Below are 12510 nucleotides of genomic sequence, written 5' to 3' on the forward strand. Positions count from 1 at the left end.
CGGCGCGCCGGGCGGCTTCGGGGCGCCACCGGCACCCGATATACGACCGGTACAGACGGAGGAGTGGTTCGGCCGTGGCGCGTGAGCCGGATCACTTCTCCGAGTTGATGACCGCCTCCATGACGTTCTTCGCGATCGGCGCGGCGAGCGCGCCACCGGCGATGTCGTCACGGGTGGTGTCCGAGCCCTCGATGACGACGGCGACGGCCACCGGCGAGCCCTTGTCGGTCTTCGCGTAGGAGATGAACCACGCGTAGGGGTTGCCGCTGTTGTCGACGCCGTGCTGGGCGGTACCGGTCTTGCCGCCCACCTTGACGCCGTCGATCTGGGCGTTCTTGCCGGTGCCCTGCTCGACGACCGTCTCCATGATGCTCTGGAGCTTCTGGGCGTTCTCCGCGGAGACCGGCTGGCTCATCTGCTTGGGCTGGTGGTGCTCGATGACGTTCAGGTTGGGCGCGCGCAGCTTGTCGACCATGTACGGCTCCATGAGCTTGCCGTTGTTGGCGACGGCCGAGGCCACCATGGCCATCTGGAGCGGGGTCACCCGGTTGGACGCCTGGCCGATGCCGGCCATGGCGTTCTGCGGGCGGTTGTCCTTGGGGAAGATGCTGGGCACGGCGCGGACGGGCGTGTCGACCGGCTTGTTGAAGCCGAACCTGTTCGCCTCGTCGATCATCTTCTGGTTGCCGAGGTCGGCGCTGACCTTGCCGAAGACGGTGTTGCAGGACCACTGGAGGGCGACCCGCAGCGAGGCGTCCTTGCAGGGGATGTTGCCCTCGTTCTTCAGCTCCACGCGGGTGTCCGGAAGGATCCACGGCAGCGGCGAGTCCGTCTTGGCGTCGACGTCCTTGTAGAGGCCGTTCTCCAGCGCCGCGGCGGCGGTGACGACCTTGAAGGTCGAGCCCGGCGGGTAGGTCTGCTTGAGCGCCCGGTTGAGCATGGGCTGGTTCTTGTCGGCCTGGAGCGCGTTCCACGCCTTGCTGTCCTGGGCCCCGGCGATCGTCGACGGGTCGTACGAGGGGGTGGAGGCCAGCGCGAGGATCTTGCCCGTGCGCGGGTCGAGGGCGGCGACCGCGCCCTTCTTGTCGCCGAGGCCCTTGAAGGCGGCCTCCTGGGCCTTGGCGTTCAGGGTGGTGATCACGTCACCGCCCTTCTTGCCCTTGCCGGTGATCATGTCGACCGTGCGGTTGAAGAACAGCCGGTCGTCGTCACCGGTGAGGACCTTGTCCTCGAGCTTCTCGATCTGGTTCGCGTCGAACACCTGTGAGCTGTAGCCCGTGACCGGAGCCCACATCGGGCCGTTCTTGTAGGTGCGCTTGTACTTGAAGTCGATGCCGCCGGTCTCCTGGGAGCCGGTGATCGTCTGGCCGTCGACGATGATGTTGCCGCGCGGCTGGCTGTAGCGGGCGATCGTGACGCGACGGTTGTGCTTGTTCGTCTTGAGCTCGTCGGCCTGGACGAACTGGATCCAGTTGTCCCTGATCATCAGGGCGAGGACGAGGAGACCGCAGAAGATGGCGATCCGGCGCACGGGCTTGTTCACGGGCGGACCACCTGGGTCATCTCGGCGTCGGGGGACGGGGCGGGGGCCGGCGCGGGGCGTCGCGCGGTGTCGCTGATCTTGATGAGCACGGCGATCAGCGCCCAGTTCGCGATGACGGAGGAGCCACCCTGAGCCATGAACGGCATGGTCATACCGGTCAGCGGGATGAGGCCCATGACACCGCCGGCGACCACGAAGACCTGGATGCCGAAGGCGCCGGACAGGCCCGTGGCGAGCAGCTTGCCGAAGGGGTCGCGGGCGGCGAGGGCGGTACGCACGCCGCGCTCCACGATCAGGCCGTAGATCAGGAGTATCGCCATGACGCCGGCCAGACCGAGCTCCTCGCCGACCGTGGCCAGGATGAAGTCGGAGTTGGCGGCGAAGCCGATGAGGTCGGAGTGACCCTGGCCCCAGCCCGTGCCGAAGACCCCGCCGGAGCCGAAGGCCATCAGGGCCTGGGCGATCTGGTCGGAGCTGCCGTCCTTGAAGGCGTCGAAGGGGTGCAGCCAGGCGGTGACGCGCTCCTGGACGTGGTGCTCGAAGCTGGCCACGGCCACCGCGCCGACGGCCGACATCAGCAGACCGAAGACGATCCAGCTGGTGCGCTCGGTCGCGACGTAGAGCATCACGACGAACATGCCGAAGAACAGCAGCGACGTACCGAGGTCGGTCTCGAAGACCAGGATGAGGATCGAGAACGCCCAGACCGCCAGGATCGGGCCGAGGTCACGGCCGCGCGGCAGGTAGAGCCCCATGAAGCGGCGGCTGGCCAGGGCCAGCGCGTCGCGTTTCACCATCAGATAGCCCGCGAAGAAGATCGCCAGAACGATCTTGGCGAACTCACCGGGCTGGATCGACCCCAGGCCCGGGATGGTGATCCAGATACGGGCGCCGTAGACCGCCGGGAAGAACATCGGGGCGATCAGCAGGACCAGCGCGACGGCCATGGAGATATAGGTGTAGCGCTGAAGGATCCGGTGGTCCTTGAGGAAGATCAGGACGGCCACGAACAGCGCGATGCCCAGCGCCGAGAACAGCAGCTGGTTGGTCGCGGCGGGGGCGAAGACCTTGCGGGCCATCAGCCGCGGCGACTGGTCCAGCCGCCAGATGATGACGAGGCCGATGCCGTTGAGCAGCGTCGCCAGGGGCAGCAGCAGCGGGTCGGCGTACTTGGCGAACTTACGGACGACCAGGTGGCCGACGCCCGCCAGCAGGCCGAGGCCGATGCCGTAGCCGAGCATGCCGGAGGGCATCTCGCCGTCGAGGGCCAGGCCCACGTTGGCGTAGGCGAAGCACGGCAGGATGACGGCGAAGGCCAGCAGGGCGAGCTCGGTGTTGCGCCGGCTCGGCGGGCCCACGGTGCTGATCGTCGTCGTATTGCTGCCGGAGTTGGGAATGGGTGAAATCGCTGACATGGCGGTGGTGGCCCCCTACGGCTTCACTGCTGAGCGCTGCTGCACTGCGGGACCAACTTCTGCTCTTCCTCGCTGAGGGTGGGGCCCGGGGTGGGAGCCGGGGTGGCCTGGGCGGCGCGGGAGCGGGCCTCGCCGGATTCCTTCGCCGTGTCCTTGGCGGTGCCGTTCGTGGCCCCGCCGGTGCGGTCGCTGTTCTGCTTCTCGCTCTCGCGCTGCTGCTGCTCGGCCTTGTGCCGCTCGGCTTCCTTCTTGCAGGCGCCGGCGAGCGTGCCGAGCTCCTTGGCCTTCTGCACGGCCTGGTCCCGGCTGCCGACGGCAATCGTGTCCACGACACGACTGCGCTGGTCGACCGGAAGGTACTTGAGTTCGATCTCGGGGTGGTCCTTGTACAGCTTGCTCAGGCTCACCCACGCCAGGTCCTGGTTGATGCCCTGGTAGACCGCCACGTGGTCGTTGTCCTTCGCGCCCACGTAGTACTGCGTCTGGGTCCACTGGTAGCCGCCGTACAGACCGCCGCCGACCACGCCCAGCGCCAGGGCGATGATCAGCGAGCGCTTGAGCCAGCGGCCCTTGCGCCGCGGCTTGACGAAGTCCTCGTCCGTGAACGGGCCGAAGGCGCCGTCCGGCATGCCGGACGTCCCCGGGTCGCCGCTGCCGGGCGGGCCGAAGCCGCCGGGCGCCGCCTCCTGTGGGGGTACGGGCCGGCCCAGCCCGGCGGCGCGGCCGGCCGGGGTCTGCATGGCCCGCTTGTCGATGATGTGGAGCTGGTTCTCGGCCACCGCGCCGACGATCACCGGGGTGTCGTTGAACTCGGTGGTGAGGGTGTCCCCGCCGTCGACGTCGAGGACGTCGGCCACGATGCAGGTGATGTTGTCCGGGCCGCCGCCGCGCAGGGCGAGCTGGATCAGCTCCTGGATCGTCTCGTGGGGACCCTGGTAGCTGGCGAGGGTCTCCTCCATCGTCTGATGGCTGACGACACCGGAGAGTCCGTCGGAGCAGATCAGATAGCGGTCGCCGGCCCGCACCTCGCGGATCGACAGGTCCGGCTCCACATGGTCGCCACTGCCCAGCGCGCGCATCAGCAGGGAGCGCTGCGGGTGGGTGGTGGCCTCCTCCTCGGTGATCCGGCCCTCGTCGACCAGCCGCTGCACCCAGGTGTGGTCCTGGGTGATCTGCGTGAGCACACCGTCGCGGAGGAGGTACGCGCGGGAGTCGCCGACGTGGACGAGACCGAGCCGCTGACCGGTCCACAGCAGGGCCGTGAGCGTGGTGCCCATGCCCTCCAGCTGGGGGTCCTCCTCGACCATGACGCGCAGCTGGTCGTTGGCGCGCTGCACGGCGGTGCCAAGAGAGGTGAGGATGTCGGAGCCCGGGACGTCGTCGTCGAGCCCGACGAGGTTGGAGATCACCTCGGAGGAGGCGACCTCGCCGGCCGCCTGACCGCCCATGCCGTCGGCGATGGCGAGCAGCCGGGGGCCGGCGTAACCGGAGTCCTCGTTGCCCTCCCGGATCATGCCCTTGTGCGATCCGGCGGCGAAGCGCAGTGACAGACTCATGCGCACCTCGCCCGTCGGCTCCGGGTACAGCCCCTTCCCAGCCACGCTGCCCACCCTCCGGTCGTCATGGTCCTACTACTTCCGCAGCTCGATGACGGTCTTGCCGATACGGATCGGCGCGCCGAGCGGAATCGGGGTCGGGGTGGTCAGCCGGGTCCGGTCGAGGTAGGTGCCGTTGGTCGACCCGAGGTCCTCGACGATCCACTGGCCGTCGCGGTCGGGGTAGATCCGGGCGTGCCGGCTGGAGGCGTAGTCGTCGTCCAGCACGATCGTCGAGTCGTGGGCGCGGCCGAGGGAGATGGTCTGGCCCTGGAGGGCCACCGTGGTGCCGGTCAGGCTGCCTTCGGAGACCACCAGCTTGGTGGGCGCGCCACGACGGCCGCGGTCGGCGCGACGGCCGCCGGGCTGTTGCTGCTGGCGCTGCTGCGGCGGCGCGGCCGGGGCCTGCGCGCGCTGCGGGCGGGCCTCCCCGCCGCGGCGGGAACCGCGCTGGGTCACGCGAGTGCCGAACAGATCGCTGCGGATGACCTGGACGGCCACGATGACGAACAGCCACAGTACGGCGAGGAAACCCAACCGCATGACCGTGAGGGTCAGCTCTGACATTGCCCCCGCTTCACCCTTCGGCTTGCCGATAAACGATGGTGGTACTGCCCACGACGATCCGCGAGCCGTCGCGGAGCGTAGCGCGCGTGGTGTGCTGCCCGTCCACCACGATCCCGTTGGTCGACCCCAGATCCTGGACCGTCGCAGGGGTGCCGACCCGGATTTCGCAATGCCGGCGGGAGACGCCGGGGTCGTCGATGCGTACGTCCGCTTCGGTGCTGCGGCCCAGCACGAGCGTGGACCGCGAGATCTGATGGCGGGTGCCGTTGATCTCGATCCAGCGGCGCGTCTGTGCCCCGGGCACCGCGCCGGGTCCCGGCCCGCCGGTGCGCGGCTGGGGACGGCCACCGGGCGGCGGCGACGCGGGCATGGGCGGCACGCCGGAGGGCTGCGGCGGGTGGCCGGCGCCCTGGGTGACACCGGACGGGCCGGGGCCGGGGCGCGCGGGCTGCTGCTGCCGGACGTGCGGGTCCTGCGACTCGCTGGAGGCGAGGGTGCGGCTGCGCACCCGGTACAGACCGGTGTCGAGATCGTCGGCCTTCTCCAGGTGGACCTTGATGGTCCCCATGAAGGTGTACCGCTGCTGCTTGGCGTAGTCGCGGACCATGCCGGACAGCTCGTCGCCGAGCTGGCCGGAGTAGGGGCTGAGGCGCTCGAAGTCCGGGGCGCTCAGCTCCACGATGAAGTCGTTGGGGACGACGGTGCGGTCACGGTTCCAGATGGTGGCGTTGTTGTCGCACTCCCGCTGGAGTGCGCCCGCGATCTCGACCGGCTGCACCTCGGACTTGAACACCTTGGCGAAGGTGCCGTTCACGAGACCCTCGAGTCGTTGCTCGAAACGCTTCAGTACTCCCACGGGGCACCTCCTTCCCTCAGTGACGTCTCTGATGCTCAGTGTCGTTCCTGATACTGCTTACTGATCGTATCCACGCGTCGGGAAAACGGCTGGTTCCCCTTCGACGCCAGGAGTGACGAGTGTCGCCTCCGCTCGGATCGCCTCCACGCGGATCGTAGAGGTGCCCCGAAGCCAGTGTCCCGCAACCGGAGCCCTCCCCGGGCCTTCCTCCGGGCACGGGCCGGGGGCAATGGGTGTGAAGGCTCCCTCGAGGGCGTGCTAATGTTCTCGATGTCGGAAGGCGAACGGACAAGAACCGGGCGGAAACGCCGGGGGAACGGTCCGGAAAGCGGAAGACACACCCATGCGCGGGTGGCGGAATAGGCAGACGCGCTGGATTCAGGTTCCAGTGCCCGAAAGGGCGTGGGGGTTCAACTCCCCCCTCGCGCACAGACGAGACGGTCGGCATCGTGATAACGATGCCGACCGTCTTGCTATGTCCTCGTCCGGTATGTGGGAGTGCTCACACTCCGCTCCACCCGGGGGTGCCGGGCGGAGCGGAGTGCGGAACCGTCGAGGACGGTCAGGCCGTCAGCTTCGTGACCGCCTCCGTCAGCGGCAGTTCCTCGCTCTCCCCGCTGCGGCGGTCCTTGAGCTCCACGACGCCCTCGGCGGCCCGGCGGCCGACGATCAGGATCCTCGGGATGCCGATCAGTTCCGCGTCGGTGAACTTCACCCCGGGGGAGACCCCGGCCCGGTCGTCGACCAGCACCCGCAGGCCCGCCGCGCGCAGCCGCTCGGCGGCGTCCAGGGCGATCTCGATCTGCGCCGCCTTGCCGGCCGCGACCACATGGACGTCGGCCGGGGCGACCTCGGCGGGCCAGCACAGGCCCTTGGCGTCGGCGGTCTGCTCCGCCAGCGCCGCCACCGCCCGCGAGACGCCGATGCCGTACGAACCCATGGTCACCCGCACCGGCTTGCCCTGCGGGCCCAGCACGTCCAGCTGGAAGGTGTCGGCGTACTTGCGGCCGAGCTGGAAGATATGCCCGATCTCGATCGCCCGGCCGAGCTTCAGGCCCGCGCGGCAGGACGGGCAGGGGTCGCCCTCCTCGACCACGACGACGTCCATATAGTCGTCGACCTCGAAGTCCCGGCCGCAGACGACGTCGCGCGCGTGGGTGTCCGGCTTGTTGGCGCCCGTCACCCAGGCGGTGCCCGGGGCGACGCGCGGGTCGGCGATGTAGCGGACCTTTTCGAGGCCCTGCGGGCCCACGTAGCCGCGCACCAGATCCGGGCGGCCGGCGAAGTCCTCGGCGGTGACGAGCTCGACGACCGCCGGGGCCAGGTGCTCGCCCAGCTTGCCCAGGTCCACCTCGCGGTCCCCGGGCACGCCCACGGCCACGATCTCCCCGTCCACCTTGACCAGGAGGTTCTTCAGCGTCGCGGAGGCGGGGACGTCCAGCTGCCGGGCCAGGGACTCGATCGTCGGGGTGTCCGGGGTGTCCAGCTCCTCCATCGGGCCGGTCCCGGAACCGTCCGTCGGCTCCGCCAGGTCCGCCAGGAAGGTCACCGCCTCCGTGTTCGCCGCGTACCCGCACGCCGGGCAGTCGACGAAGGTGTCCTCACCGGCCGCGGCGGGGGCCAGGAACTCCTCCGAGGCCGAGCCGCCCATCGCCCCCGACACCGCCGACACGATCCGGTGGTCCAGCCCCAGGCGGTTGAAGATCCGCTGGTAGGCGGCCCGGTGGAGGGCGTACGACTCGGCCAGGCCCTCGTCCGTGATGTCAAAGGAGTACGAGTCCTTCATCTGGAACTCCCGGCCGCGCAGCACCCCCGAGCGCGGCCTGGCCTCGTCCCGGTACTTCGTCTGGATCTGGTAGAGCATCACCGGCAGGTCCTTGTAGGACACGCACTGGTCCTTGACCGTCTGCGTGAAGATCTCCTCGTGCGTGGGGCCCAGGAGATAGTCCGCGCCCTTGCGGTCCTTCAGCCGGAACAACAGCTCGCCGTACTCCTCCCAGCGGCCGCTCGCCTCGTACGGCTCCTTGGGCAGCAGCGCCGGCAGCAGCACCTCCTGGGCGCCGATGGCGTCCATCTCCTCGCGCACGACGGCCGAGACGTTGTCCAGGACCTTCTTGCCCAGCGGCAGCCAGGTCCAGACGCCGGCCGCGTTGCGGCGCACATAACCGGCCCGCACCAGCAGCTTGTGGCTGAGCGTCTCGGCGTCGGCCGGATCGTCGCGCAGAGTCTTCACCATCAGCCGTGACATGCGCTGGACCTGGGACACGATGACTCCTTGCGAGGGGGAGAGCGATGCGAACGATGCGATGGGTGTGCAGGGTATCCAGCGATCCCCATCGCCCAGAAGCGGATTTCATGGGGAAGGTCTGATATGCGTGACGGACCAATGGTCCCGCGCGCCAGGGGACTTGCCGGGCGGCGGCCCTGCCGGACACGGCCCCCGGTGGGGCGGTACGGTCGGGGAAGATCGACACCAACGGGCGGTTGACGCCGATGGGGGAGGTGGCGCCGCGATGACGCGACTGCCGTACGTACCGGGTTTCGCCCAGCCGACGGCCGGAGAGCCGGCCGGGACCGCGCACGGGGCCGATCGCAGGCCCGATCGCAGGCCCGGTAAGGCCGCCAAGGTGGCGGGCAGGGCCCTGCGCGACGAGGTTCCCCGCGCCGCGCACGCCCGGTGGCGGCCCGCCGCCGTGCGCCCCGGCGCGGTCGAGAGCGTCGAGGAGGCCAACGCCGGCCGGCTGCCCGAGCTCGTCCCGATCCGCGTGGGCCGCATGGTGGCCTCCCCCTTCGCCTTCCTGCGCGGCTCGGCCGGGCTGATGGGGTACGACCTGATGCCCACGGCCGTCACGGGAGTGGGCGCCCAGCTGTGCGGCGACGCCCACGCCGCGAACTTCGGCCTCTACGGCGACGCCCGGGGCGAAATAGTCATGGACCTCAACGACTTCGACGAGACCCTCCACGGGCCGTGGGAGTGGGACGTGAAACGCCTCGCCGCCTCCCTGGTGCTGGCCGGGCGCGAGGCGGGGGCCGACGAGGACACCTGCCGCACGGCGGCGCGCGACGCCGCCGGCGCCTACCGCCACACGATGCGGCTGCTGGCCCGGATGCCCGCGTCCGAGGCCTGGAACGCCATCGCCGACGAGGAACTCGTCTCCCACGCCGACGCCCACCAGCTGGTGGGCACGCTGGAGCGGGTCGGGGCGAAGGCCCGGCGGAACACCAGCGCCCGCTTCGCCGCCAAGGCGACGGAGGAGGACGGACTGGGCGGCCGCCGGTTCGTGGACGCGCCGCCCGTGCTGCGCCGGGTGCCGGACCGGGAGGCGGCCGCCGTCGCGGCCTCGCTCGGCCCGTACCTGGGCACGCTGCCGGAGGAGCTGCTGCCGCTGCTGGCCCGGTACACGATCCAGGATGTGGCGTTCCGGATCGTGGGCACCGGGAGCGTGGGGCTGCGGTCGTACGTGGTGCTGCTGCACGACCACCGGGGCGAGCCGCTGGTGCTCCAGGTGAAGGAGGCCCGGCCGTCGGCGCTGCTGCCCTACGCGGAGAAGACGGGCTTCGAGGCCCCGCCCGCCGGGCACGAGGGGCGGCGCGTGGTGCTGGGACAGAAGTCGATGCAGGTCGTCAGCGATGTGCTGCTGGGGTGGACGACGGTCGAGGGGCGCCCGTACCAGGTACGGCAGTTCCGCAACCGCAAGGGCAGCGTGGACCCGGCGGCGCTGGCCCCCGGCGAGCTCGACGACTACGGGCGGATGACGGGCGCCCTGCTGGCGCGGGCGCACGCGCACAGCGCCGACCCGCTGCTGATCGCCGGCTACTGCGGCAAGGGCGAGGAGCTGGACGAGGCGATCGCCGCCTTCGCCGTCACGTACGCGGACCGCATGGAAGCCGATCACGCGGAGCTCGCGGCAGCCGTGCGTACGGGGCGGGTGGCGGCGGAGACGGGGGTCTGACGGCTTTCGGGCGCGGCGGGCGAGGCGGGCGGGCCGGGTGCTGTGGACGACTCGGCCTCGCGCCGGTGGGGCGGTCCGGCCGGAACCCGGGGCCCGGGCCGGAGGCCACCTCGTACCCTGGGCGGGTGATGAACCCGGAAGCTGAGACGGCCGACGAGCCGCGTGCGGAGGAACCCGGTACCGAGCGGCTCGCCCAGGCCGTGCGGTCGGCCGAACAGGCCTTGATCGAGTTCGAGATAGCGGTGGAGACCTTCCGGGTGGAGGTGGAGAACTTCTCCCGCCTGCACCACCAGCGCCTCGGCCCGATGTACGCCCGCCTCGACGAGCTCGACGCGCTGATCGCGGAGGCCGTCGCGGCCCGCTCGGGCGACCCCGAGGACACCCGGCGGGCCCGGGAGGCCCGGGCGCTGGTGCAGCCCATGCCGGGGGTCGCCGACCTGCTGGGCGGCTGGATCGACGACTCCGGGATGTCGCCGGAGGCCACGGCCATGCTCACCGAGCAGCGGGTGCGCCCGCCGGCCCGGGTGCGGCCCAGCGACGCGGCCCGGCGCGCCTACCGCGAGCTGGTCCGCAAGGCCCACCCCGACCTGGCCCCGGACGAGGCGGACCGGCTGCGCCGCGAGGCCTTCATCGTGCGGGTGAACGCCGCCTATGCCGACGGCGACGAGGCGCTGCTCCGGGAGCTCGCCGAGGAGTGGGCCGCGGGTCCCGTTCCGGCACAGCGGCGCACCAGCCCCAGCGAGGAGCTGTACGCGCGGCTGGAGTGGCTGGCGCAGCGGAAGGACATGCTGTCGGCGGTGGCCGCCGAACTGGAGGGCTCCGCGATCGGCGCGATGCTCCGGATGGCGCCGGAGGACCCGGACGGGCTGCTGGTGGAGATCGCCGACGGGCTGCTGGCACAGATCGCGGAACGGGAGGCTCATCTGGCCTCGCTGACCGGATAGCCGGTCGGGTAGCGTCGGGGGCATGGTTTTTGGTTCCGGAGTGCCCACGGTCGGCGTCGACGCCCTGACCGCCGACGATTTCCTGGTGGACGTGCGTGAGGACGACGAGTGGCAGGCAGGGCATGCCGAGGGCGCGCTGCACATCCCCATGAGCGAGTTCGTGGCGCGCTTCGGTGAGCTGACGGAGAAGGCCCCCGAGGGCGGCCGGATCAATGTCATCTGCCGGTCCGGGGGCCGTTCCGCGCAGGTCACGGCCTATCTGGTGCAGCAGGGCCTCGACGCGGCGAACGTCGACGGCGGGATGCAGGTGTGGGAGGCCGCCGGCCGTCCGGTCGTGGACGCCGTCGGCGCTCCGGGCGTTGTGATCTAGCGCTGTGATCTAGTGCTGTGATCCAGCCTTGATCTAGCCGTTCCTCAGTTCAGGGGATGGGCGGCCAGCAGGTCGCCCAGGGCCTCCTCATGGGCGGCCGCCGGGCCGAGGGAGAGCTCCAGCTGCTTGGCCCAGGCGTGATAGCGGTGCAGGGCGTACTCGGTGTCCGCGCCGAACCCGCCGTGCAGATGCTGGGCGGTCTGGACGACGCGGCGTACGCCCTCGGAGGCCCAGACCTTGGCGACGGCGATGTCGGCGTCGACGGGCAGGGCGTCCGTGTCCGTCGTGTGGTTCTCGACGGTCTCGATGGTCTCGATGCGCCAGGCCGCCTGGAGGAGCGTGGCCTCCATCGCCCTCAAGTCGATATAGCGATCCGCGCACTGGACCGCCACGGCCTGGAACGTGGCGAGGGGGAAGCCGAACTGCTCCCGCTTGCTCGTGTAGTCACCGGTCATCCGGGCGGCCGCCTCGCCGACGCCCAGCGCCAGGGCGCAGGTGCCGACGGTGAGCAGCTCGCGCAGCCGTGCCCAGGCGCCGTCCGCCGTGATCATCTCGTCCTCCCCGGTACGCACCGCGTCCAGGGTCACCCGGGCGTATCGCTCGCCGTTGGTGGAGACCTGGTCGTCCAGGGTGGCCCCGGGGCGGCCGGGCGGGACCAGGGCGAGGACCGTGCGGCCGTCCCCGGTGTGGGCGGGCAGCAGGATCCGGTCGGCGGTGGGCGCCCAGGGCACGGCGGTCTGCTGCCCGTCGAGGACCCAGTGGCCGTCGCTGTCCTGCCGGGCGGTGACGGCGCGCTCGGGGGCGTCATGCCCGGTGCGCCCCTGGGCGGCGGCCGTGACGACGAGCTCGCCCCGGCCGATAGCGTCCAGCAGCGGGCCCGTCGCGGCCCCGCCGTACGCGCCCAGGACGAAGGCGGCGGCGCCGGTCTCCAGCAGGGGGACGCGGGCCAGGACCCGGCCGGCCTCGCGGAGGACCAGGCACAGGGCGATCGGCCCGAGCCCCGCACCGCCGTGCTCCTCGGGCAGGAGCAGGCTCAGCAGATCCGCGTCGGCGAGGCGGCGCCACAGCGGGCGGTCGAAGTCCTCGGCGACCGCACCCGCCACCAGGGCCGGGCTGGGCACCCCGTCGACGCTCACCCCGCCGAAGACCGCCCGGGCCGCCTCGGCCGCCGCCTGCTGTTCCTCGGTGAAGGTGAAGTCCATGGCCGCCCCTTCCTGGTACGGATATCCGACGATCAGATCCTTGCCCGGTTCTGATCTGACGATCC

The 12510-nt window shown here is 71.0% G+C and carries 10 protein-coding genes and 1 tRNA gene; 4 read left to right on the top strand and 7 right to left on the bottom strand.

Annotated features, from left to right (window positions below):
* Positions 1-91 precede the first annotated feature (91 nt).
* From RM609_RS28885 to RM609_RS28905, 5 genes are all read right to left on the bottom strand, one after another.
* A complete protein-coding gene (locus RM609_RS28885; protein ID WP_311614639.1) occupies positions 92-1543 on the bottom strand; it encodes a peptidoglycan D,D-transpeptidase FtsI family protein in 1452 nt (483 codons plus the stop codon).
* Entirely contained in the window at positions 1540-2958 is a 1419-nt protein-coding gene (locus RM609_RS28890) for an FtsW/RodA/SpoVE family cell cycle protein (RefSeq protein WP_311614640.1), read from the bottom strand. Before RM609_RS28890 ends, RM609_RS28885 begins: the two co-directional genes overlap by 4 nt.
* Before the next feature lie 23 nt (positions 2959-2981).
* Positions 2982-4514 carry a PP2C family protein-serine/threonine phosphatase gene (locus tag RM609_RS28895; protein ID WP_311614683.1) on the bottom strand — a complete coding sequence of 511 codons (1533 nt, stop codon included), beginning with the start codon at positions 4512-4514 and terminating at the stop codon, positions 2982-2984.
* A gap of 75 nt (positions 4515-4589) precedes the next feature.
* Positions 4590-5120 carry an FHA domain-containing protein FhaB/FipA gene (locus RM609_RS28900; RefSeq protein WP_311614641.1) on the bottom strand — a complete coding sequence of 177 codons (531 nt, stop codon included), beginning with the start codon at positions 5118-5120 and terminating at the stop codon, positions 4590-4592.
* Positions 5121-5130: 10 nt separating this feature from the next.
* Complete coding sequence (locus RM609_RS28905) at positions 5131-5976, bottom strand: FHA domain-containing protein (RefSeq protein WP_311614643.1); 846 nt, start codon at positions 5974-5976, stop codon at positions 5131-5133.
* Positions 5977-6321: 345 nt separating this feature from the next.
* On the opposite strand from RM609_RS28905, the gene RM609_RS28910 reads away from it, so the two are divergent.
* Positions 6322-6405 (top strand) — tRNA-Leu (locus RM609_RS28910).
* 133 nt (positions 6406-6538) lie between these two features.
* On the opposite strand, the gene RM609_RS28915 is transcribed toward RM609_RS28910, so the two are convergent.
* Positions 6539-8242: a proline--tRNA ligase gene (locus RM609_RS28915; protein ID WP_311614645.1), complete on the bottom strand. Its 1704-nt coding sequence runs from the start codon at positions 8240-8242 to the stop codon at positions 6539-6541.
* A gap of 247 nt (positions 8243-8489) precedes the next feature.
* Between RM609_RS28915 and RM609_RS28920 the strand changes: the two genes are divergently transcribed.
* The 3 genes from RM609_RS28920 to RM609_RS28930 all read left to right on the top strand — a co-directional run bounded on the left by RM609_RS28920 (position 8490) and on the right by RM609_RS28930 (position 11243).
* Positions 8490-9929 carry a DUF2252 domain-containing protein gene (locus RM609_RS28920; protein WP_311614646.1) on the top strand — a complete coding sequence of 480 codons (1440 nt, stop codon included), beginning with the start codon at positions 8490-8492 and terminating at the stop codon, positions 9927-9929.
* Positions 9930-10057: 128 nt separating this feature from the next.
* On the top strand, positions 10058-10873 hold the full coding sequence (locus RM609_RS28925; protein ID WP_311614648.1) for a J domain-containing protein: 816 nt from the start codon (positions 10058-10060) through the stop codon (positions 10871-10873).
* Between the two features lie 22 nt (positions 10874-10895).
* Positions 10896-11243 (top strand): rhodanese-like domain-containing protein, encoded by a 348-nt coding sequence (locus RM609_RS28930; protein ID WP_311614650.1) that lies wholly within the window; start codon positions 10896-10898, stop codon positions 11241-11243.
* A 44-nt stretch (positions 11244-11287) separates the two neighbouring features.
* Here RM609_RS28930 and RM609_RS28935 read toward each other — a convergent pair whose 3' ends face one another.
* Positions 11288-12445 (bottom strand): acyl-CoA dehydrogenase family protein, encoded by a 1158-nt coding sequence (locus RM609_RS28935; protein WP_311614652.1) that lies wholly within the window; start codon positions 12443-12445, stop codon positions 11288-11290.
* Positions 12446-12510: the final 65 nt, after the last annotated feature.

This window comes from Streptomyces hesseae (assembly GCF_031845785.1).
Taxonomy (GTDB): Bacteria; Actinomycetota; Actinomycetes; order Streptomycetales; family Streptomycetaceae; genus Streptomyces; species Streptomyces hesseae.

Excerpts from the sequence above, each read along its gene's own strand:
- RM609_RS28890 (WP_311614640.1), bottom strand. The coding sequence starts at position 2,958 with ATGTCAGCGATTTCACCCATTCCCAACTCCGGCAGCAATACGACGACG.
- RM609_RS28895 (WP_311614683.1), bottom strand. The coding sequence starts at position 4,514 with ATGAGTCTGTCACTGCGCTTCGCCGCCGGATCGCACAAGGGCATGATC.
- RM609_RS28900 (WP_311614641.1), bottom strand. The coding sequence starts at position 5,120 with ATGTCAGAGCTGACCCTCACGGTCATGCGGTTGGGTTTCCTCGCCGTA.
- RM609_RS28920 (WP_311614646.1), top strand. The coding sequence starts at position 8,490 with ATGACGCGACTGCCGTACGTACCGGGTTTCGCCCAGCCGACGGCCGGA.
- RM609_RS28925 (WP_311614648.1), top strand. The coding sequence starts at position 10,058 with ATGAACCCGGAAGCTGAGACGGCCGACGAGCCGCGTGCGGAGGAACCC.
- RM609_RS28930 (WP_311614650.1), top strand. The coding sequence starts at position 10,896 with ATGGTTTTTGGTTCCGGAGTGCCCACGGTCGGCGTCGACGCCCTGACC.
- RM609_RS28935 (WP_311614652.1), bottom strand. The coding sequence starts at position 12,445 with ATGGACTTCACCTTCACCGAGGAACAGCAGGCGGCGGCCGAGGCGGCC.